The sequence below is a fragment of the Phyllobacterium sp. YR620 genome, from assembly GCF_900104165.1.
In the GTDB taxonomy this organism is placed as follows: Bacteria; Pseudomonadota; Alphaproteobacteria; order Rhizobiales; family Rhizobiaceae; genus Phyllobacterium; species Phyllobacterium pellucidum.
Window position 1 is genome coordinate 909,056 of record NZ_FNJP01000002.1, and the last position, 21,533, is coordinate 930,588.

Consider the following 21,533-nt stretch of genomic DNA (forward strand, 5'->3'; position numbering starts at 1 on the left):
GCGAGGCCTTGGCCGAAAAAACCGATCATAGTTTTGTGTTTAGGTCTGTAAAAAACTCACAACCATTCAGGGATTGAATCAAGCCCGATCAGTTCCTCATAGCTCGTGCGTCGGCGGACAACATGAAATTGATCGCCACTGACAAGGACTTCCGGCACGAGCAGGCGCGTGTTGTAGGTGCCGGCCTGCACGGCTCCGTAGGCACCGGCCGTACCGATGGCGATGAGATCGCCTGGCGCCGGCCCCGGCAGGTCGCGGTCCAGCCCAAGATAATCGCCCGTCTCGCAAACTGGCCCGACAATGTCGGCGCGGATACGCGGCTGCGAAGCCGAAGCCTCCCTGACCGGCCGGATGATATGGAAAGCATCGTACAAGGTCGGGCGGATGAGATCGTTCATTGCCGCATCGACAATGACGAAGTTGCGCGCGTCGCCTTCCTTGACGAAGATTACTTCGCTGACGAGGATACCGGCATTGCCGACGATGAGCCGCCCGGGCTCGAAGATCGTCTTCAGGCCCAGCGGCTTGATGTGCCTCGCAACGATCTCGGCATAGGCATCCGGCAGCGGCGGCGGGTTGTTGTCGAAATGATAGGGGATGCCGAGGCCACCGCCGAGATCGACATGCTGGATGTCGTGCCCATCGGCTTTGAGCTGGGCGACCAGCTCGGCGAGGAGACGGAAGGCATTGTCAAAGGGCTCGAGATCGGTGATCTGGCTGCCGATATGCATGTCGACGCCGATGACCTTGAGTCCCGGAAGTTTTGCGGCCCGGGCGTAGACCTCACTTGCCCTTGCAAGCGGAATGCCGAACTTGTTTTCCGATTTGCCCGTCGAGATCTTCTTGTGGGTCTTGGCATCGACATCGGGGTTGATGCGGAGTGATACCGGTGCAACCTTGCCCGCGGCCACAGCCCTGCTTGAAAGCAGTTCGAGTTCAGGCTCGGATTCGACGTTGAAGCAGTGGATGCCGGCAGCGAGGGCATAGTCCATCTCGCCGGGCTTCTTGCCGACGCCGGAAAAGACGATCTTTCCGGCGGGAATGCCCGCGGCAAGGGCACGGCGCAGTTCGCCTTCCGAGACGACATCGGCGCCTGACCCCAGCTTTGCCAGCGTTTTCAGCACAGCCTGATTGGAATTGGCCTTGAGCGCGTAACAGACGAGCGCATCCATTTCGGCAAAAGCGGAGGAAAAGACCTTGAAATGCCGTTCGATCGTTGCGGTCGAATAGCAATAGAACGGCGTGCCCACGACCCGCGCGATATCGGGGATGCTGACGCCTTCGGCGTGTAGAACGCCGTCCTTGTATTCGAAATGGTTCACGGCAATGGCCTAGATCAATGGGTCGAGTATGAAACGCTTGTCCTGGGCGGGAGGGGCGGCCGTTTTCGGCTCGCCCGGCGCGGAGGTCACGGAGGCTGGCGGCAGTTCGAGCGGACCCTTGCGGCCGCAAGCCGAAACGGCGCTCGCAATCGCCAGTGTGACCAGAATTGTCGTCAGAATGGAACGGCTTGCCATAGGTCTTGATCCTGTCGTCCGGAAGGGCGGTTGTCCTTGTCTAGTGCATGATGGCGACTTAGGGAAGGGTCACCCGCTACCTAGAGTTTTGCAATTCGCTTTTGCCAGAACTTGATCTGCTTGCGAACCTGTTCCGGGGCTGTTCCGCCATAGGATTTGCGGCTGCGCACCGATTTGTCGACGGTCAGAAAGCCGAACACAGCCTCGGTAATCCCCGGGTTAATGCCCTGAAGCTCGGCGAGCGACAATTTACCGAGATCGGATTTCTTCTGCTCGGCGAGGGCGACAGCGCGTCCGGTGACGTGATGCGCCTCGCGAAACGGCAGTCCGAGCTCACGCACCAGCCAATCCGCGAGGTCCGTCGCGGTGGAATAGCCCGAGCCCGCGGCCTTCTTCATCGCCGCCACATTGATCGTCATGTCGCCGACCATGCCGGTCATCGCCGCAAGGGCAAGCTCGAGGGTTTCCGCGGCGTCAAACACTGCCTCCTTGTCCTCCTGCATGTCCTTTGAATAGGTGAGCGGCAGACCCTTCATCACGGTCAGGAGACCAACCAAAGAACCGGTGATGCGGCCGGTCTTGGCCCGCACAAGTTCCGCGGCATCGGGGTTTTTCTTCTGCGGCATGATCGATGAGCCGGTCGAAAACGAATCCGACAGCCGCACGAAACCGAACTGCGGCGTCGACCAGATCACGATCTCCTCGGCGAGACGCGAAAGATGCGTCGCGGCAATTGCGGCCACCGAGAGAAATTCGAGCGCGTAGTCGCGATCGGAAACGCTGTCGAGCGAGTTCCTGGTCGGTTCGCGAAAGCCGAGCGCCTTCGCGGTCATGTGACGGTCGATGGGAAAGCCGGTACCGGCAAGGGCTGCGGCGCCGAGCGGCGATTCGTCCATTCGGGCGATAGCATCCTTGACGCGGCTGAGGTCGCGCCCGAACATTTCGACATAGGCCATGCAATGATGGCCGAAGGTGACAGGCTGGGCGGTTTGAAGATGGGTGAAGCCCGGCATCAGTGTTGCCGCATGTTCTTCGGCGCGGCGAAGAAACGCGTCGATAAGCTTCTTCAAGGCGACCGCGACCTTTTCGAATTCCGCCTTTACCCACAGGCGAAAATCGACCGCGACTTGATCATTGCGCGAACGCGCCGTGTGCAGGCGGCCCGCCGCTGCACCGATGAGTTCAGCCAGTCTCGACTCGACATTCATGTGAATGTCTTCAAGTTTGCGTGAGAAATTGAACTTTCCACTCTCGATCTCTGACAAAATCGTGTTCAGGCCGCCCGCGATCTTGTCGTAATCCTCTGCCGCGATTATGCCGGTTTTCGCAAGCATGGCAGCATGGGCAAGTGAACCTTGAATGTCCTGGGCGTAGAGTTTCTGGTCGAAACCGATGGAAGCGTTGATCTCTTCCATGATCGCGGCGGGACCGGAGGCAAAACGGCCGCCCCACATTTCATTGCTGTTCTTCTTGTCGGACATGATGCGCCTTGGTGAGTAGCGAAAAGAGTAGAAAATGGCAGGCAGCGACGAGACAGGCAAAACCCAACGGAGCGGCAGCAGGAGGATCATTTCCCTTGCCGCGCTCGCTGGCATCCTTGCCGGTGCGGTTGCGGTATACGTGATGGAGCGGCCCTCTGGCAATATTGCCACCGCGACAAACACAGGCGATCAATGTGCGCTGAAAACCGCCAATGCAAAGACGATCGACAAGTCGGCAACCGGTGCCGTGGCGGCGATGCGCGGCGCCGATACGCCGCAATCCATGACGTCGCTCAGCTTCACCGGCCCCGACGGGAAGCCGGTACGGCTCGAGGATTTCAAGGGCAAGACTTTGCTGGTCAATCTTTGGGCCACCTGGTGCCTGCCCTGCCGCGAGGAAATGCCGGCGCTCGACGCGCTACAGGTGAAGAAAGGCGGCGATGACTTCAAGGTCGTGACGATCAATATCGATACGGGCGACGAAACGAAGCCGAGGACGTTCCTGAATGAAATCGGCGTCAAATCGCTGGAACTCTATCGTGATCCGTCGATGAGCGTCTTCAATGATCTGAAGCGCAAGAACCTCGCCTTCGGCCTTCCCGTCACAATGCTTGTCGACAAGGAAGGCTGCCAGATTGCCGCCATGAATGGCCCTGCCGAATGGTCCGGCGAAGACGCCGCCCGCTTTATCGACGCGGCAAAGGCTCTTTAGGTCAGGGCTAAATACTTCCCTGATCGCTATCGCGATCCTTGGGCTGACGAACAAGGCAGCCCCGGCGTATCGCTTATTATTCGCCCCCGCCGGCGGCGGCTTTGCGTGCCTTCTTGGCCTTGTACTTGTCAAAGCCATGCAACTCGCCGGGCTTGCGCTCCTTGGGCTGCTTTTTCGGCTTTTCGGTCGTCCAGCCTTCGGGCTTCGCCTTGGCCGGCTTGGCTGACCAATCGCCTTTCGGCTTGTCGTCGCGGGCGCGCGGCTTGTCATCCCAATCGCGCTTTTCGCCGAAGCTCTTCTTGCCCTTGTATTCGCCGCCATCGCTGCGGCGCGCGCCAGCAGAGCCCGGGCCCTCGCTGCGGGTAATGTTCACGCCCTTTTCGCCGCTGCCGTACTGCTTGATACGGGCGAGGAAATCGTCGGCCTTGCTTACAGTGATCTCGAAACGCGTTTCGGTGTCGAGAATCTTGATCGATCCCACATCGGTCTTGGTGATGTCACCGGCCTTGCAGATCAACGGCAGCAGCCAGCGCGGTTCGGCGCGCTGCTTGCGACCGACGCTGACGGAAAACCATGCGCCACTTTCGAACTCCGTATTGCGCGCCGAGCGCGTTCCACGGTCAGCGCGTTCACCCCGCTCCGGACGCTCGTCGAAACGGCCCCCTTTGCGCATTGGTTCGAGCACATGCGACGGCGTCGAAGACAGTTCCTCGGGAGCAGGGCGGGCGGCCATCTGCTGGCGCAGATAGGCGGCCGCAATCTGCTCTGACGAATGCTTTTCAAGGAGTTCGCGCACGAAATCCGTCTCGTCCTCAGCGACGGTTTCGGTCAATGACGGATCATTGAGGATACGTTCGCGATTGCGCTTGTTGATGGCTGCCGCATCCGGCGGCGGGACCATGGACGTCGCGAGCTTGGCACCCTGCAGCAGGCGTTCCGCCGTGCGGCGGCGGGATGGCGGCACGATCAGCACGCAGACGCCCTTGCGTCCGGCGCGTCCCGTGCGGCCGCTGCGGTGGAGCAAGGTCTCGGAATTATTGGGAAGGTCGGCGTGGATGACGAGGTCGAGATTGGGCAGGTCGATACCGCGGGCGGCAACATCGGTCGCAACGCAAACGCGGGCGCGACCGTCGCGCATCGCCTGCAAGGCGTTGGTACGCTCGGCCTGGCTGAGTTCGCCGGAAAGCGACACAACATTGAAGCCGCGATTGGAAAGACGGCTCGTCAGGTGCTTGACCGCTTCGCGGGTCGAACCGAAGATGATGGTGTTCTGCGCATCGTAGTAGAGCAATGCGTTTATGATGGCATTTTCGCGCTCGCGCGGCGCCACCGGCATGATGTGGTACTCGATGTCGCTGTGCTGTTCCTTTTCGCTCGTGGCGGAAATGCGCAGCGCATTGTTCTGGAACTGCTTGGCCAACTGGGCGATGGGCTTCGGCACCGTCGCCGAGAACATCAATGTCCGGCGGTCTTCCGGCGCCTCGCCGAGGATGAATTCGAGATCTTCGCGAAAGCCGAGATCGAGCATCTCGTCGGCTTCGTCCAGAACGACGGCGCGCAGGTCCGCCATGTCGAGCGAGCCGCGGGTAATGTGATCGCGCAGACGGCCGGGGGTGCCGACGACGATATGGGCGCCGCCCTGCAGGGCGCGGCGTTCCTTGGTCATGTCCATGCCGCCGACGCAGGAAGCAATGCGCGCGCCGGTCTGCTCGTAGAGCCATTCGAGCTCGCGCCGCACCTGCAGCGCAAGCTCGCGCGTCGGTGCGATGACCAGCGCATAGGGCGCGCCGATGGATTCGAAGCGCTCAGCGCCATCGAGCAGCGTCGGTGCGATGGCGATGCCGAAGGCAACGGTCTTGCCGGAGCCGGTCTGAGCGGAGACGAGAAGGTCTGCGCCTTCTGCCTCTGGAGCGAGCACGGCGGTCTGGACCGGGGTCAGGGTCTCATAGCCACGGGCTGCCAATGCACCGGACAACGCCGGGGCGATAGAATCGAAGATGGTCATTTATGAACTTTCAAGTATGGGTTTGGGCTGGTGTCTGGGCTCGGCGTCAATGGGAGCACGAGCGGCACGCATATAGCTTTGTTGCGTCCTCGTAGAACTTATCGCGCATTTCGTCAATGGCGGGAGGCTTGCCGCGCGGACAATCCGCCTCGGCCATCTCGGGAAATCCTGCGATGATCACGTTTTTTGCGTTGGCGGTAAAGCATTAGGGAAAGGCGCGCGGTGAAAATTGGTCGCACACGGACACTTTATAGGACTGTACTCAGAAGGGCCTATGGCGGTGATGATGCTGCGCTTGAAGCGCTGTAGCGGCGCGGATTCGTTGGCTAAACGAACCCCGCCCGCTTCAGACGCACGATGGCAAGGTCGAGCGCTGAAAGAAAAGCCGAGCGGTCCTTCGGCGAGAAGGGCCGCGGGCCGCCGGTGATCTGTCCCGCCTGGCGCAATTCCTCCATGAGATTGCGGGTCGCCAACGTGTTGCCGATCGAGGCCTCGGTGAAAGCCCGCCCCGTCGGCGAAATCGCGTCGGCGCCGGCCTTGACGCAGCGGCTGGCGAGCGGAATATCCGCGGTGACAACAATATCGCCCCGGTGGACGCGCTCCGCGATCCAGTCGTCGGCCGCATCGAACCCGTCGCTGACAATGACGCGCTCGATCATCGGATCGCGCGGGATCGCCATGAAGGAATTCGACACGACATAGACCTTGACGCCATGGCGTTCGGCCACACGGTATATCTCCGCCTTGACCGGACAGGCGTCGGCATCGACATAGATCGTGATCTTGTTGGTGTCGGTCATGGTTCAGCCGAAAATATGCAAGGCGGCAAGGCCCACGGAGGCGCCAAGGCCGATGGCAATGCCGGCAGCGAGCGCCGCAACGAGCAGCCCGGTGCCGAGCCACAATCCGTCCTGTTCGCCAAGCCCGATCGAAAGCAGAACGATACTCAGTGCAGGCATCTGGTTGATCAGGGGAAACGGCAAAATCACGATCAGTGACATTGCCAGCGCGACAATGCTGACGACGCGCTCGACAATGATCTGCGGCACCAGCCAGTAGCGCGGGCGAGCCAGCTTTTCGAACCGCAGCAGAATGGGCTGTATCCGGCCGATGAAGGCGCGGTAAGTTTCGATACGCATGGATTTGCGGCGGATGAAGGCGGGGAACCACGGGTTCTCGAAACCGATCAGCATCTGGATCGAGAGCAGCACGAGGGGAATGCCGAATATTGTCGATGTCCCGGGGGGGAGCGGCACCAGGTTGAGCGCCGAAAACAAGATCAGGAGCGCTCCAAAGCTGCGCTCCGAAAGTGCGGACAGGATATCTTCGAGCGATATCCTGTCCGCCTGTCTGTCGCCAAGATGGACAAGAACGCTAGAGAGGCGCCGTTCGTCAGCAGACCCGGTCGGGTCCCAGTCGGACGGTGTTCCGTCAGCGTTCATCGCGTCCTCCTGCTCGATGGTTCAGACTTTCCCCGACGTGTCAGCGGCAGCTGCGGCTGGGGAGGGTTTTCCATCATGTGACAATCCGGCCTTATGCTCGTGCCGGGTGCTCCAAAGCGAACCGAGGATACCCGCGAGCAGTATGCCAAGCGTGATCGACAGTGACCACATCGGCGGTATCTTTGCCAGCCCCAATGCGTCGGCAACGAAAATCTTTCCGCCGATGAAAACGAGGACGAGCGAGAGCGCGTATTTCAGGTAAACGAAACGGTGGATGAGGCTCGCCAGCGCGAAATAAAGCGCTCGCAGGCCAAGAATTGCGAAGATGTTCGACGTGAAGACAAGGTAGGGGTCGGTGGTGATGGCGAAAATCGCCGGGATCGAGTCGACCGCGAAGATCACGTCGGCAAGTTCGACCATGACGAGCGCCAGAAGCAGCGGCGTAATCCAGGTCTGGCGTTTCATTGTCAGTGGATCTGTGCGGCGCACGATGAACTTCTCGCCGTGCAGTTCCGGCGTGACGCGGAAGCGCTTGCTGATGAACTTGAAGACCGGGTTGGCCGAGACGTCATACGCCTCGTCGCTGGAAACAAGCATCTTGATGCCAGTAAAGACAAGGAAGGCTGCGAAGAGATAAAGGACCCAGTGGTATTCCTGGACGATGGCAGCTCCCGCGGCAATCATGATGCCGCGCAGGACGACGACGCCAAGGATGCCGTAAACGAGGACGCGGTGCTGATACTGCTTTGGAATGGCGAAATAGCCGAAGATCATCGCTATGACGAAAATATTGTCCATCGCCAGGCTTTTTTCGACGACGAAGCCGGTGAGATATTGCATGCCGGCCTCGGGGCCGAGTTCCCACCAGATGAACCCGCCGAAGGCGAGGCCGAGACTGATATAAAAAGCCGAGAGCAAAAGGCTCTGGCTCATGCCTATGTCGTGATTTTTACGGTTGAGAACGCCCAGATCAAGGACGAGAAGAACGAGTACGAGGGTGAGAAAGCCAAGCCACATCCACAGGGGCTGGCCCATGGCGTCGGTAAATAGAAGCTCCATGTTGAAAAAGATCCGCCGGCATCGGTTCCAGATTACAGCTCCGACATCACGAGAGAGCCGGTAACTCCCGCCAGAGGGGCCCGGTGCTGCAATTCTGCCTCAGTTGGGAAGAGGCGGAGACCAATGCAAGGGTTTGATCGAAATATACTTTTGCGGCAAGCGGCTGGCGGAGGATCAGCGTGTCGGCACGGGGTGTTCGCCGCGATAGTCGTAAAAGCCGCGTCCTGCCTTGCGCCCGAGCCAGCCGGCTTCGACATATTTGACGAGGAGGGGGCAGGGGCGGTACTTCGAATCTGCGAGGCCGTCATAGAGGACCTGCATGATCGACAGGCAGGTATCGAGACCGATGAAATCGGCAAGCTGCAGCGGCCCCATTGGATGATTGGCGCCGAGCTTCATCGCCGTGTCGATCGCCTCTACCGAACCGACGCCCTCATAAAGCACATAGATCGCCTCGTTGATCATCGGCAGCAGAATGCGATTGACGATGAAGGCGGGAAAATCCTCGGCGACAGTAATCGTCTTGTCGAGGCTGGCGACGAATTCCCGCGCGGTCTCGAAGGTCACGTTTTCGGTGGCGATGCCACGAATGAGTTCGACGAGCTTCATCACCGGCACCGGATTCATGAAGTGAATGCCAATGAAGCGCTCGGGCCGGTCGGTGGTGGCGGCAAGGCGCGTGATCGAAATCGACGATGTATTGGTGGCGAGGATCGCTTCCGGATTAAGATTCGGACAAAGCTGGGCAAAAATCTTGCGCTTGACGGTTTCGTCTTCGGTCGCCGCCTCAATGGCGAGATCCACGCCGGCCAGATCCTCCATGCTCAGGGCGGGACGGATATGCGACAGCGCTTTGACGCGGGCGGATTCCTCGAGTTTGCCATGGGAAACCGAACGAGCCATGTTGCCGTTGACCGTGGCGATGCCCTTCTCGATCTGTTCGGCAGACTGGTCATGGATCAAAACATTGTAACCGGCGACTGCGCAAACCTGGGCAATGCCCGAACCCATTTGCCCTGCGCCAATAATGCCTACAGTCTTGATCGTGCCAGCCATGTTTCCATCCGATTGTTATATGTACCATACAAACTAAATGGCCGGGGTAGTATCGTCTACCCCGGCCAGATAATTTCATTTCAAATTTTGAAGGATCTCAGAGCGCTTTTTCGAGTTCCGGCAGGATGGTGAAGAGGTCGCCTACGAGGCCGTAATCCGCCACCTGGAAGATCGGGGCTTCTTCGTCCTTGTTGATGGCGACGATGACCTTCGAATCCTTCATGCCGGCAAGGTGCTGGATCGCACCGGAAATGCCGACCGCGATGTAGAGGTCAGGAGCCACGACCTTGCCGGTCTGGCCAACCTGCCAGTCGTTGGGGGCGTAGCCGGCATCGACGGCGGCGCGCGACGCACCCACCGCTGCGCCGAGCTTGTCGGCAACCGGCAGGATCACTTCCTTGAACTTCTCGTTGGAGCCGAGCGCGCGGCCACCCGAGATGATGATCTTCGCCGAGGTCAGTTCCGGACGATCGCCGCCCGAAAGCTTGGCTTCGATAAATTTCGACAGGCCGGGATCGGCAGCGGCATTGACGCTTTCGACCGATGCCGAACCACCTTCACCGGCGGCGGCGAACGTTGCGGTGCGCACGGTGATGACCTTCGTGGCATCGGTGGCCTGCACGGTCTGGATGGCGTTGCCGGCATAGATCGGACGCTTGAAGGTGTCGGCGGAAACCACTTCGATAATGTCCGAGACCTGCATGACATCAAGCAGGGCTGCAACGCGTGGCAGGATGTTCTTGCCGTTGGTGGTGGCAGCGGCAATGATCGTGTCGTAGTTGCCGGCAAGCGAAACGATGAGCGCGGCGCTTGCCTCGGCAAGGCGGTTGGCCAGATCGTCGCTGTCGGCGAGAAGCACCTTCTTGACGCCGCCAAGCTTGGAGGCCTGCTCGGCGACGCCCTTGGCGCCTTTGCCGGCGACGAGCACATGCACGTCCGGGCCGATGGCGAGGGCGGCCGTCAGCGCCTTGGCGGTCTGGTCGGAAAGGGTCTCGTTGTCGTGTTCGGCAAACAGAAGAATAGCCATTTTATGTTCCTTTCCTAAATATCAGAGAACGCCGGCTTCGTTCTTCAGCCTGGAGACGAGTTCAGCGACGTCCTTGACCTTGACGCCGGCCTTGCGGCCGCCCGGTTCCTCGGTCTTGATGACCTTGAGGCGGGGCTTGGTGTCGACGCCGTAGTCGGCGGCGGACTTCTCGTCGAGCGGCTTCTTCTTCGCCTTCATGATGTTCGGGAGCGAGGCATAGCGCGGCTGGTTCAGGCGCAGGTCCGTGGTCACGATCGCCGGCAGCTTGATTTCAATGGTCTGCAGGCCGCCATCGACTTCGCGGGTCACCTTGGCGCCGTCGCTGCCGAGTTCAAGCTTGGAGGCGAAGGTACCCTGGCTCCAGCCGAGCAGCGCGGAAAGCATCTGGCCGGTCTGGTTGGCATCATCATCTATGGCCTGCTTGCCGAGGATGACGAGCTTGGGCTGTTCGGCCTCGACGACACCCTTCAGGATCTTGGCAACGGCAAGCGGCTCGACAATGTCTTCGACCTTGACGAGGATGCCGCGATCGGCGCCCATGGCGAGCGCGGTACGGATCGTCTCCTGTGCCTGCGCCGGCCCGATGGAGACAACGACGATTTCCTCGACCTTGCCGGCTTCCTTCAGCCGCAACGCTTCCTCGACCGCGATTTCGTCGAACGGGTTCATCGACATCTTGACGTTGGCAAGCTCAACGCCCGAACCGTCGCCCTTCACCCTGATCTTCACGTTGTAATCGACTACCCGCTTTACCGGTACGAGGACTTTCATGGGGACTCCCTCTTCAAAAAAGAAAGGCAGATTTAACTGCCTCAATATAGTACCCGCTTGCCGGATGCCGACATTGAGGTGAAAAAAACGACACGTCAGGTGCCGGAATTGCGCCGGACCGTAAATATGAGGGAAGTAAAGGTCAATCGGTGCGGCGGGCGATTTTTAAGTTCAAACGATTGAATAAATCTCATGTCTCGGGTGCTAACGCCCCCACCGGACCGGCGGCACATTTGAGGTTGCCTGCTCGGGCGCCTTTTCGGTTATGACTGCCTTTGGAGAGACAATCGCCCTGTCGAAAAGCGGCACGCCGCGGCGCTTCATGATGATGATCAGAAGCGCACCCGCAACGATGCCACCGACATGGGCCGGCCAGGAAACCTGTTCAGCGCCGCCGAGCCCCAACATGAGAAATTGCGTCGCCACCCACAGCGCGAGCGGGTAGATAGCGGGGATGCGCAACGGGATTCGCCCGAAGGCCAATACCCAGACGCGAACGCGCGGGTGGAGCAGCAGATAGGCCGCAACAATGCCCGCGATTGCCCCCGATGCGCCAATGAGCGGCATTTCCGAGGCAGGCAGAATGACGCCGTGCAGAAACGCACCCGCCGCCGCACAGAGAAGATAGAAGATCAGGAACTTCACATGTCCAAGGGCGTCCTCGACATTGTCGCCGAACACCCAGAGGAACAGCATGTTGCCACCGAGGTGGACGATATCGGCGTGCAGGAAGGCATATGTGATGTAGGTCGCATCCGGCGGCACGAAATCGTAATTCGCCGGGAGGTTGACCAGATGGTGGATGACGGCGGGGATGTAACCTAGGCCGATCGCGGCGGCTTGCGATACGTCGCCGGCAACGCTCATCACCGCGAAAACCAGGACATTGATGCCGATCAGGGTCAACGTGACATATTGGAGCTTGATGTATTTGAGGCTGTTGGCGTCATGCAGTGGAATGAACATCGGCGCCTCTATCCCCTCCGCACTCAGCGATTATGCCCGGGGAGCCATAGCACGTCCTTCGCGCCATTGTCATTGACGACCCGTGCGGCGACGAAGAGAAAGTCGGAAACGCGGTTGATGTATTTGAGCGCCGCCGGTGTCACGGTTTCGTCCGGTTTCCGCGACAGCGCTACCATGTGACGCTCGGCGCGCCGGGCCACGGTGCGCGCCAGGTGAAGTGCCGCCGATGCCGGCGATCCGCCGGGAAGCACAAAGGACCGCAGGGGTGCAAGGTTGGCGTTGAGCGCGTCTATATCTGCCTCGACGCGCTGGACCTGACTGTCGATGATGCGTAGCGGCTCGTAGGCAAGTGTCTCGCCGGTATCGGGCGTTGAAAGGTCGGCGCCGAGATCGAACAGATCGTTTTGGATGCGTGCGAGCATTGCATCAAGCTCCGGGAAGGTGCCCGTGTGGATGCGTGCAAGCCCGATGCAGGAATTCGCTTCGTCGACGGTACCGTAGGCTTCCACGCGAAGGTCATGCTTCAAGCGCCGCTCGCCACTGCCAAGACCCGTGCTGCCGTCGTCGCCCGTGCGCGTGTAGATCTTGTTGAGCTTGACCATTTGTGAAACCTAGCCTGCCGCACGATGGAAATAGAGTGCGCCGACGATGAGGATGATGGCGATCAACTGCAGGAAGATGCGCAGTTGCATCATCTTGTTGGAGAAGTTGGCATCGCCTCCCTTCATCATGTTGCGCAGTCCGATGAGAAGAACGATCGTGACCGCCGCAATGGCAACGACCGCCAGAAACTTGAAGATGATATCCATGATGCATTTCCTTTCAGACCGGCCAGACTATAGGCTGATCTCATTATGATTGGCGTGCAAGCATGGCGTATAGCGCACGTGCGCTGAGAAATCTGCTTGCGAATGCGCTAATTTTTGCCGGGCGAGTGACGATATAATGCGGCCTCGGGCGTGGATTTTCCAAGGCGTCCTTGAGCACCGTATAAACTGCGTCCGGACCAAGCTTGAAGCGGGATTTGGTTCCGCCACCTCCGAGCCTGCTTACGAGTTTGCGGTAGTCATCGCGATGCACCGATTTTTCCGCATCGATATGCGTCTCGAATTGCTTGAGCGCATTCAAGGGAAACCGTGTTGCAATAGGCCCCGGCTCGATGAGGGACACCTCGATGCCGGATCCCGCAAGCTCCATGCGCTGCACGAGCATGAGGCCCTCGACGGCAAACTTCGAGGCGACATAGGCGCCGCGCCACTTCATCGGCAACAAGCCGAGGATGGAGGAGCAATGGATGATCCGTCCGTGTCCCTGTCGGCGCATGGCGGGAACCACCATTTGCGTCAATTCGTGCCAGCCGAAGAAATTGGCGTCGAACTGTTCGCGCAAGGCGGCAATGGGCAAATCCTCCACCGCGCCGGGCAGCGAATAGGCGCCGTTGTTGAACAGGGCGTCGAGCTTTCCGCCCGTGCGGGAAAACACCGCATCGACGGTGGCGGCGATCGATTGCGGTTCCCGGTAGTCGAGGTAGAGGCCGGTGAGGCCGGCTGCATCGAGGGCTTCGATCTCGGCCGGTTGCCTCGCGGTTGCGAACACGGTCCATCCGTCGGCCTTCAGCGCCCTTGCGCAATGCGCACCGATGCCGCTGGAACATCCGGTAAGGAGAATCGTTCTGGAATCGGCCATGTTGCTGAATGTTTTCAAATTGTTCGTTTGATCCAAGACAAGAAAAGACTTCACATATTCGACCGCGCCTTGCAATCTTGGGCTTCACAGGGGGCAATCATCGCCGATGCGTAAAGTGTTTGGGTTTCTCCGGCGTGTGGTCGCCGATGCGCTGGGGCATTTCCTGACCGATGACGGTTGGGCGCTTGCCAGCCATGTCGCCCTTTCCGGCATCCTGGCGCTGTTCCCGTTCCTTATTTTTGCGACGTCGCTTGCAAGCTTTCTTGGCGCCAGCGCCTTCACCGATACGGCCGTGCACGTCATCTTCGATACCTGGCCCGATGTCATCGCAAGGCCGATAGCGCAGGAGGTCCGCAACGTCCTCAACGTGCAGCGCGGCGGACTGCTCACGGTCAGCGTTATCGCGGCGGCCTATTTCGCCTCCAACGGCATCGAAGCGCTGCGCGTTGCCCTCAACCGCGCCTACCGCGTCATCGACACGCGCTCGATCATTTTCTGCCGGCTGCAAAGTCTCGGTTTCGTCATGGTCGCGACGATCGGCATCATGGCGATCAGTTTCCTGCTCGTGCTTGCACCGCTCGCTCTGCGCATTGCAACACGCTGGATACCGGAACTTGTGCTCGTATCGGGTACGATTGTCTTCTGGCGCTATGTCATTGCTACGGCGGTTCTTGTCGTCGGTCTCCTCGTCGTGCACCTCTGGCTGCCAGCCGGGCAGAGGCGGTTCGTCGACATCCTGCCGGGCATTCTCATCACGCTTATCGCCTGGACGGTCGGCGCGACCATTTTCGCAAGCTATCTCGAGACCTTCGCCTCCTATGTGACGACCTATGCGGGTCTTGCCTCGATCATGGTCGCTATCGTCTTCCTCTATATCATCGCCGCGATCTTCATCATCGGCGCTGAGGTCAATGCGGCGATCATCCGCTACCGCGAAGGCAAGGCAGCGGAACGTCTCTGACCCGTCGACAGCGCCACTCCGAGCGTGGCAATCGCCATGCCGATAAGCTGAAAATGTGTTAGCGTTTCTCCGAACAATACATAGGCCATGAGCGCGGTGACGCCCGGCACGAGATAGAACAACGAAGCGACCTTGGAAACGGCGCCTTGCTTGATCAGGATCATAAGAAGCAGCACGGCACCGATCGAAAGCACGAAGACCAGCCAGAACATCGCAAAGGCAAGCGGGGCTGCCCAGGTGACTTGATGTGTTTCAAGGACCAGGGATAGCAACCCCATCAGCACCGCGGCACCGAAATATTGCAGAGCCGTCCCTGCCTTCAGGTCGATCGCGCCGACGAAGCGCTTTTGCCATACGGTGCCGGCGCTGATGGCGATAACCGAGACGATCGACGCGGTAACGGTGGCGGGCGTGATCCCGTCCGCCGCGATCGAGAGCTTCGGCCAGAGCACCATGGCGACGCCGGCGAAGCCGATGGCCAGACCGGCCCAATGGCGAGGCTGGATAGTCTCGCCAAGGGCAACACCGGCAATCATCGCGGTGATGAGCGGCTGCAGGCCGACGACCAGCGCCGACATGCCGGCGGGCAGGCCCTGGTGGATCGCCCAGAATACGGCGCCGAGATAGACGCCGTGGATGAGACAACCGGCAATGATCGCATGCATCGCCCCGCGCCTGCCCGGCCATGCATTGCCCGTGAGCGCGACCCAGACCCCGAGGATCGTGCCAGCAATAAGAAACCGCAGCGTCAGGAACAGGAACGGCTCCATATAGGGCATCGCATAACGCGCGCCAATGAAGCCTGTGGCCCAGAGCAGAACGAAAAGTGCAGGGAAAAGACGAACGGGCATGTCGGGAGACCGGCGGAACGAGGATGGCAGGGCTGTTTATACCCGAACGATGCGTAGCGAAAGGTCAGAGGCCGACCATGGCGAAAATCTGCTGACCCGTCACTCCCGCTTGGCGCAATTCCCGCAAGGACGTGTCCCTGCGGCTTTTCGACAGTTTCTCGCCGTCACGGTCAAGTATTAGTGCATGATGGTGGTAGACCGGCGGCTCAATCTCCAGCAAATGTTGCAGGATCCTATGGACGCTGGTGCTCTGGAAGAGATCCCTGCCGCGCACGACATGGGTTACTCCCTGCGCGGCATCATCGATGACGACCGACAGATGGTAGCTCGTAGGTACATCCTTGCGGGCAATGATGACATCGCCCCAATCCTGCGGCCGTGCTTCGACACTGCTTTCGCCAGCGCCTTCTTCGTGCCAGCTTAGCGGAGCCGGAATCGCCGCCAGCGCCCGCTCCATGTCGAGGCGAAGCGCGTAGGGCGAGCCGTCGTCGATGCGACAAGTACGTTCGTCCCGCGAAAGCTTCCGGTCATGGGGCGGATAGAGCAATGCGCCGTCCGGATCGTGCGGCCAATGCTCAATGCCGCCTCCAATCGTTTCGGCGATCCGCCTGACTTCACCGCGGCTGAGAAACGCCGGATAGACGAGACCCATGTCGGTCAACCGCTGCAACGCTTGCTGGTAGACCGGGAAATGCTCCGACTGGCGGCGCACGGGCTCCTCGAAGGTGATGCCAAGCCAGCGCAGGTCCTCGAGCATGGCCGCTTCGAGTTCCGGCGAACAGCGCTCGCGGTCGATGTCTTCCACGCGCAGGAGCAGGCGGCCGCCGCTTTCGCGCGCCATCTTTTGGTTGAGAAGTGCCGAATAGGCATGTCCGAGATGCAGGTATCCATTGGGGCTAGGCGCGAAGCGAAAGACAGGAAGTGTCATGAGCGTGAACTGGTGTCCTTGCGTGACCATATGCGCGGGTTGATACTGTGTTTTCCCGACGATTCAAAGTGACGACATGCGCAGGATAGATACGCTCGATGACGTGGCCGAAGGCCTGACGGCATTGCTCAAGGCTCACCCCGAGCTGGCGGCAGTTGCGGAACGGGCTGGGCCTTTGCCGCTGCGACGCTCCGAGCCCGGCTTTGCCAGCCTTGCTTCGGTCATCGTTTCGCAACAGGTTTCCAAGGCGAGCGCCGCATCGATTTGGTCGTGGCTCATAGGGCTCATCGATCCGCTGACGCCGCAAAACTACCTTGCGGCCGGCGAGCAGGCGTGGCGCGCAGCCGGCCTTTCACGCGCCAAGCAGGAGACCCTCGCGCGGATCAGCGAGGCGATCATTGCCGGGGACCTCGACCTTCTCGATCTTTGCGAGCGGCCGATAGAGGAGGCCATGGCACTGATGACGCGCATCAAGGGCGTGGGGCCGTGGACGGCGGAGGTCTACCTCCTGTTCTCGGCCGGGCATGCGGATGTGTTTCCGTCCGGCGATGTTGCCCTTCAGCATGCCTATGCCCACGCCTACAGCGAATCAGCCCGGCCCGATTCCAAGGCGCTGCAGCGTTTTGCCGAAAGATGGTCGCCCTGGCGCGGGGTGGCGGCCCGGCTTTTCTGGGCCTATTATGCCGCGACGCGTGGCCGCGACGGCACACCAATCGCATGAATTTGATATAGCGGCGTTTTTCGCTGCATAAGCGAGCAATTCGCTTCACATTCTTGTCACGTCCAGCTTACAATAATAGGGCCTGATGGTTGGATTGGAGTTGATTCCTTGACAATAGCCGTCTCGCCGGACGGGTTGCCGGCACTGGTGCTCAATGCGGATTATCGTCCGCTCAGTTACTATCCCTTGTCGCTCTGGTCATGGCAGGACGCGATCAAGGCGGTGTTTCTCGACCGTGTGAACATCGTCGCCGAGTATGAGCACGAGGTGTCGTCGCCTTCCTTCGCCATGCGGCTGCCGAGCGTCGTTTCGCTGAAGACCTACATCAAGCCGTCGCGCAACCCTGCCTTCACCCGGTTCAACGTCTTCCTGCGCGACCGGTTCGAGTGCCAGTATTGCGGTTCGGAAGAAGACCTGACCTTCGACCACGTGATCCCGCGTTGCGCCGGTGGTGAGACGATCTGGGAAAATGTCGTCGCCGCCTGTTCGCCGTGCAACCTTCGCAAGGGCGGGCTGATGCCAGACCGCGCCAAAATGTGGCCGCGGCAGAAGCCATTCCAGCCGACAGTGCACGACCTTCACAACAATGGACGGCTCTTCCCGCCAAACCACCTGCACGACAGCTGGATGGATTATCTCTACTGGGATGTCGAACTGGAGCCTTGAGGGTTCCGGCCGTCGGTCCCTGCGCCGCGCTATGCCATTTTTTGCTGAGCTCTCTGCATTGCCGGGGGTGACTCAAATGCTCAGCAGGTTACCAAGGGCTTAACCCCGCCTCATCGCTCCACGAAACGCCACGACAACCAGAATGAGGCTGGCGATGGCGTTCCAGCCGGCAAATGACAGGCCGAGCACGCGCAGGGCCGCAGTGTCGCATGCCGGTGGATGGACCGCGTTGAGGTCACTTAGCAGATTGCCGGCATCGGTGGTGATAGACATTGCGACCGCGGTGCAATCCGTCGGCCCCGCCCAGAACTTCCACTCGACGCCTGCATGGAAGATCGCAAGGCCAAGGCCGACCAACATGAGGATGCCCCCCAATGCGATCAGCAGCCGTGTCAGGCCTGACGGCCAGCGCAGGAGAGAGGCGACGACGGCAAGCGCCATGAGCGGAATGCCGGCATAGTAGGGATACCGCTGCTCGAGGCAGAGCTTGCAGGGCAGGTAGCCGCCCACATACTGGAAGGCCAGCGCCGACCCGACCGTCACAATCATTGCGGCGAGAAGGAACAAAGCGGTCCGGAAATGCGTCGAATTCATCGCGGGTGCCGTTGCCATTGTCATGATGCGCGAAGCGTCCTCGAACTATAGATGATAATAGTGGAATACGGCGTAGAGCAAAATCAGCACCGCGGCGGCTGCACCGGCGATGAGGCCGAGTCGCTTTTCGATGAAATGGCGGATCGGTTCGCCGTAGCGGCGCAGGAGCCAGGCGAGGAAGAAGAACCGCGCCCCGCGTGCAAGAATTGCCGATGCGATGAATACCCAGATGTTGATCGCGGCAGCGCCGGAGAGGATCGTTACCACCTTGATCGGTGGCAGATGCGCAAGGCCGGAGGTGATGAGCAGCAGGAGGATCGCATCGGCGCTGGTCGAGCCGCGCAGCGCCTCGAAAGCATCGAGCTTGCCGTACATTTCGAGAATGGGTTTTGCCAGTGTCTCATAGGCGTAATAGCCGAGAAGCCAGCCGGCAATGCCGCCGAGCACCGAGGCGACCGTCGCCACGAGCGCGTAACGATAGGCTCGCTCCGGCCGTGCCAGCGCCATGGGAAGATAGAGCACGTCGGCTGGAACGAGGAAGACGGAACTCTCCACGAAGGCGATGATGGCGAGCCAGACTTCCGCGGATTTGCGCGCGGCGAGCGACATCGTCCAATCATAGAGTTTGCGAAGCATATGGGGGTTCCTGTCCGGGGAAGTTGTTCGAGAAAGTCGGTGATCCTTAGAGCAAACTTCACCCAAATGGAATCGCTGCAGTCGATTTTTGCCAGCCAGGCTGCTTCGCCTCTACTTATGGCCTGCGCGACCGGCAACACACGAGTGCGTTATCGCGAGAAATTGGCGGAATGGTGTTGACCGCGGGCCGCTCCAGCATGTATTTGGCTTTGGACGGTGCGGTTCGCCGCACCCGACGCTTTTGCGGCCCCCTTGGCGGAATTGGTAGACGCGCCTGACTCAAAATCAGGTTCCGAGAGGAGTGCTGGTTCGATTCCGGCAGGGGGCACCAGAGACCCATCCACACCCGTCCATCTACGACTTCTCCCACATAATAATTAGTAAATGCTCGGTTTTTCGCGGATTGTGTCCCCACCTGTCAATAGCATTCCTTGACCAGTTAAGCCACGATTTTTGCGCAGTGGTCGATGGTAAGATCACATGGCGCACCTATCGAAGCCAGGACGCGGGAAGCCAGCTTGTTTGGCCTGTCAACATGCAGATCGACAATGCTTCCGCCGATACTTGCTTGATCCGCCTAGATGCCATTCAGATGGTTGGTTCACTTTTTTACGACTTGGAGGGCAAAGCCGATCCACGAGAATGGACGCATGATCGGCGCTCGGTGCACCTTGGATTATGCGGCAGAACAACCCGAACCAATATGCCATCCTTATCGAGGACCGTCGCAGCGGACGAGTAGAGCGCACTCATAGGAAGACATGAGCAAAAGTGACGAAGAAAATGCCGACCTTCGCCAACCCTGTTTAAATGTCGATTGCACGTCAAGAGAGTCCGAGGGTTCGCAGCAAGGTTTCAAATGTGACCTTTGGCGTCCCATCCCGCGGCATATCCGGTCGCTTATGATCGCCGAAGCTACGCTTTTGTATGTTGCTCGGGCTATACCCAAACTGCTGCGTAAAAGCGCGACTGAAGTTCGCTGCCGAATCGAAACCGATTGCCAAACCAACTTCGGCGATTTTTCGGGGATCTGAAGGATCCGCCAACATTGCGTGAGCTGCTGACAGGCGCCGGCGACGAATATAGTTCGCTACGCCACCGGACGTTTCGAAAAGTTCATAAAGGCGGGTCCTTGAGATCGCCAATTCCCGGCCGAGAGCATCCGGCGTCAGGGCCGGCGAGGCAAGATTGCTCAAAATGAATCGTCTCGCCCGCGTCATCAATCCCAACTGTGAAATCTGATCGTTAACGCCATCACGATCCACCAAAGGCGTAATCGTATCGAAAATCATTTCCCGCAAACGATCTTTGATCCCCGGAACATCCTCCTGCGCGAAGTGCTCGAGATTGGCTTCAACGCTGGATAGATGATCGATCAACAATTTGGCCCGGTGTCCACCCAAGACTACGTTGTGGCTTGCGGTGGTCAAACCACCTCGATCAGCAAACAGGTCGACCGGAACAATCAAACTGAGGGAATCTGTCGCTATCGCCCGACCACTGAACGGGTGCCCGAGCGAGCGAACTTCTATCCTACCTGGCTCATTTTGGGCAACCCGTCCATCCATACCGGTCCAAGTGCGACCGGCACGGAGAAGCGTGATCTGCCAATGATCAATTGGACTGAACCGCACCATGTTTGGCGAGCGTTCATAACTGAAAGCCGGAGCGGTTTGTTGTACAAACAACATACCGTCCAAATGCCAAACGGTCTGCTTTACAATAAAACCGTCCTTGGGATCGACGTCGTCCGGCAAACGTGTTTCCGACAACACCGCCATGTGCTCTTGCCAGGCTTGAAACTGTTTGTGTGGTGGAAGCTCCTCTGACGCGAAACGCAGCGGAACTAAGGCGGTCTTTACCGCCTTACCCTCACCAAGGGGATCTTGCGACACGCGCGGCCAACGACGGCGTTCTGTGGCGGCCGGGTTTGAACGATAGTCATAGTCTTTATCGGACATTAATACTCCCAGCCGGTGTCCAAACCGCCCACCCTACATTCGCGTTATTCCGCATCGCAGAACCGTTTCGGACATCTGCCAATCCTGCAAAGTTAAGAACTGCAATGAATGCCCCGCAACCGCTTGCATATCATGCAGACAAACGATGAATTCAAGAATATTGCGGGTTTAAAGCATGAGCAAATTTAGTAGAAGCATGCCGCCCCGCCGTCTTACTTCTGATCCCTCCCCTGTATGAAGGCTGACATTCCCCCGTAGAAGCTGTGCATTTTGTAGCACAACGTATGCTCTCCCATTGCCCACGCAGTCGGACGAAAACTGAATTTTGGGACATGCAGACAATTACTTTGGTTCTGACCTGCGCGTTAGCATGCTTCCAGCCTTTATTCAAAAAACCTTCAGGTGATGTGACCAGTTGATTTGACTGATGCCGTGGCGGTGCGTCTGCAGATGATCCTGCAGAAATGGACGTTTTGAATAGTTTTCCGGACAA

At 59.4% G+C, this 21,533-nt stretch carries 23 protein-coding genes and 1 tRNA gene; 5 read left to right on the forward strand and 19 right to left on the reverse strand.

Translation table 11 applies throughout. The features are described from left to right. Window positions 1-56: 56 nt before the first annotated feature. From lysA to argH, 3 genes are all read right to left on the reverse strand, one after another. Window positions 57-1,322: a diaminopimelate decarboxylase gene (gene lysA, locus BLR72_RS11360; RefSeq protein WP_091948371.1), complete on the reverse strand. Its 1,266-nt coding sequence runs from the start codon at window positions 1,320-1,322 to the stop codon at window positions 57-59. Window positions 1,323-1,331: 9 nt separating this feature from the next. Beyond that, window positions 1,332-1,517 (reverse strand): LPS translocon maturation chaperone LptM, encoded by a 186-nt coding sequence (locus tag BLR72_RS11365; RefSeq protein ID WP_091948373.1) that lies wholly within the window; start codon window positions 1,515-1,517, stop codon window positions 1,332-1,334. Window positions 1,518-1,597: 80 nt separating this feature from the next. Next, window positions 1,598-2,998, reverse strand: coding sequence for an argininosuccinate lyase (argH, locus tag BLR72_RS11370; RefSeq protein WP_091948376.1), 1,401 nt, complete (start codon window positions 2,996-2,998; stop codon window positions 1,598-1,600). A gap of 34 nt (window positions 2,999-3,032) precedes the next feature. Between argH and BLR72_RS11375 the strand changes: the two genes are divergently transcribed. Beyond that, complete coding sequence (locus tag BLR72_RS11375) at window positions 3,033-3,710, forward strand: thiol:disulfide interchange protein TlpA (protein WP_091948378.1); 678 nt, start codon at window positions 3,033-3,035, stop codon at window positions 3,708-3,710. 76 nt (window positions 3,711-3,786) lie between these two features. On the opposite strand, the gene BLR72_RS11380 is transcribed toward BLR72_RS11375, so the two are convergent. The 11 genes from BLR72_RS11380 to BLR72_RS11430 form a co-directional block, all read right to left on the reverse strand. Continuing rightward, window positions 3,787-5,715, reverse strand: coding sequence for a DEAD/DEAH box helicase (locus BLR72_RS11380; RefSeq protein ID WP_091948381.1), 1,929 nt, complete (start codon window positions 5,713-5,715; stop codon window positions 3,787-3,789). Window positions 5,716-6,041: 326 nt separating this feature from the next. Beyond that, window positions 6,042-6,515: a YaiI/YqxD family protein gene (locus BLR72_RS11385; protein ID WP_091948384.1), complete on the reverse strand. Its 474-nt coding sequence runs from the start codon at window positions 6,513-6,515 to the stop codon at window positions 6,042-6,044. Window positions 6,516-6,518: 3 nt separating this feature from the next. Next, window positions 6,519-7,157, reverse strand: a complete 639-nt coding sequence (locus tag BLR72_RS11390) for an exopolysaccharide biosynthesis protein (RefSeq protein ID WP_091948387.1) — start codon at window positions 7,155-7,157, stop codon at window positions 6,519-6,521. Between the two features lie 21 nt (window positions 7,158-7,178). Continuing rightward, window positions 7,179-8,216, reverse strand: a complete 1,038-nt coding sequence (locus tag BLR72_RS11395; RefSeq protein WP_091948390.1) for a TerC family protein — start codon at window positions 8,214-8,216, stop codon at window positions 7,179-7,181. Window positions 8,217-8,390: 174 nt separating this feature from the next. Continuing rightward, window positions 8,391-9,272, reverse strand: coding sequence for a 3-hydroxybutyryl-CoA dehydrogenase (locus BLR72_RS11400; protein WP_027231353.1), 882 nt, complete (start codon window positions 9,270-9,272; stop codon window positions 8,391-8,393). A gap of 97 nt (window positions 9,273-9,369) precedes the next feature. Then, window positions 9,370-10,299 carry an electron transfer flavoprotein subunit alpha/FixB family protein gene (locus tag BLR72_RS11405; RefSeq protein ID WP_091948393.1) on the reverse strand — a complete coding sequence of 310 codons (930 nt, stop codon included), beginning with the start codon at window positions 10,297-10,299 and terminating at the stop codon, window positions 9,370-9,372. A 21-nt stretch (window positions 10,300-10,320) separates the two neighbouring features. After that, a complete protein-coding gene (locus BLR72_RS11410; RefSeq protein ID WP_091948396.1) occupies window positions 10,321-11,070 on the reverse strand; it encodes an electron transfer flavoprotein subunit beta/FixA family protein in 750 nt (249 codons plus the stop codon). Between the two features lie 204 nt (window positions 11,071-11,274). Beyond that, window positions 11,275-12,036, reverse strand: a complete 762-nt coding sequence (locus BLR72_RS11415) for a rhomboid family intramembrane serine protease (protein ID WP_091948399.1) — start codon at window positions 12,034-12,036, stop codon at window positions 11,275-11,277. A gap of 23 nt (window positions 12,037-12,059) precedes the next feature. After that, on the reverse strand, window positions 12,060-12,638 hold the full coding sequence (locus BLR72_RS11420; RefSeq protein WP_091948402.1) for a cob(I)yrinic acid a,c-diamide adenosyltransferase: 579 nt from the start codon (window positions 12,636-12,638) through the stop codon (window positions 12,060-12,062). A gap of 9 nt (window positions 12,639-12,647) precedes the next feature. After that, entirely contained in the window at window positions 12,648-12,845 is a 198-nt protein-coding gene (locus BLR72_RS11425; RefSeq protein ID WP_027231357.1) for a twin transmembrane helix small protein, read from the reverse strand. 43 nt (window positions 12,846-12,888) lie between these two features. After that, on the reverse strand, window positions 12,889-13,722 hold the full coding sequence (locus BLR72_RS11430) for an SDR family oxidoreductase (RefSeq protein WP_091948675.1): 834 nt from the start codon (window positions 13,720-13,722) through the stop codon (window positions 12,889-12,891). A 106-nt stretch (window positions 13,723-13,828) separates the two neighbouring features. On the opposite strand from BLR72_RS11430, the gene BLR72_RS11435 reads away from it, so the two are divergent. Next, on the forward strand, window positions 13,829-14,683 hold the full coding sequence (locus BLR72_RS11435) for a YihY/virulence factor BrkB family protein (RefSeq protein ID WP_027231359.1): 855 nt from the start codon (window positions 13,829-13,831) through the stop codon (window positions 14,681-14,683). Here the strand turns inward: BLR72_RS11435 and BLR72_RS11440 are convergent. Both BLR72_RS11440 and gluQRS read right to left on the reverse strand, forming a co-directional pair. After that, window positions 14,650-15,534 carry a DMT family transporter gene (locus BLR72_RS11440; RefSeq protein WP_091948405.1) on the reverse strand — a complete coding sequence of 295 codons (885 nt, stop codon included), beginning with the start codon at window positions 15,532-15,534 and terminating at the stop codon, window positions 14,650-14,652. The genes BLR72_RS11435 and BLR72_RS11440 overlap by 34 nt on opposite strands. 64 nt (window positions 15,535-15,598) lie before the next feature. Next, window positions 15,599-16,462 carry a tRNA glutamyl-Q(34) synthetase GluQRS gene (gene gluQRS / locus BLR72_RS11445; protein WP_091948678.1) on the reverse strand — a complete coding sequence of 288 codons (864 nt, stop codon included), beginning with the start codon at window positions 16,460-16,462 and terminating at the stop codon, window positions 15,599-15,601. Between the two features lie 76 nt (window positions 16,463-16,538). On the opposite strand from gluQRS, the gene BLR72_RS11450 reads away from it, so the two are divergent. Continuing rightward, window positions 16,539-17,183, forward strand: coding sequence for a DNA-3-methyladenine glycosylase family protein (locus BLR72_RS11450; RefSeq protein ID WP_091948408.1), 645 nt, complete (start codon window positions 16,539-16,541; stop codon window positions 17,181-17,183). A gap of 108 nt (window positions 17,184-17,291) precedes the next feature. After that, on the forward strand, window positions 17,292-17,849 hold the full coding sequence (locus BLR72_RS11455; protein ID WP_027231363.1) for an HNH endonuclease: 558 nt from the start codon (window positions 17,292-17,294) through the stop codon (window positions 17,847-17,849). A 99-nt stretch (window positions 17,850-17,948) separates the two neighbouring features. Here BLR72_RS11455 and BLR72_RS11460 read toward each other — a convergent pair whose 3' ends face one another. Together BLR72_RS11460 and BLR72_RS11465 are read right to left on the reverse strand one after the other, a co-directional pair. Further along, on the reverse strand, window positions 17,949-18,467 hold the full coding sequence (locus BLR72_RS11460; RefSeq protein ID WP_244506675.1) for a disulfide bond formation protein B: 519 nt from the start codon (window positions 18,465-18,467) through the stop codon (window positions 17,949-17,951). 21 nt (window positions 18,468-18,488) lie between these two features. Next, window positions 18,489-19,079: a YqaA family protein gene (locus tag BLR72_RS11465; protein WP_091948414.1), complete on the reverse strand. Its 591-nt coding sequence runs from the start codon at window positions 19,077-19,079 to the stop codon at window positions 18,489-18,491. Between the two features lie 246 nt (window positions 19,080-19,325). Between BLR72_RS11465 and BLR72_RS11470 the strand changes: the two genes are divergently transcribed. Continuing rightward, window positions 19,326-19,410 (forward strand) — tRNA-Leu (locus BLR72_RS11470). Window positions 19,411-19,903: 493 nt separating this feature from the next. On the opposite strand, the gene BLR72_RS11475 is transcribed toward BLR72_RS11470, so the two are convergent. Continuing rightward, a complete protein-coding gene (locus BLR72_RS11475; protein WP_091948417.1) occupies window positions 19,904-21,040 on the reverse strand; it encodes a helix-turn-helix domain-containing protein in 1,137 nt (378 codons plus the stop codon). Window positions 21,041-21,533 lie beyond the last annotated feature (493 nt).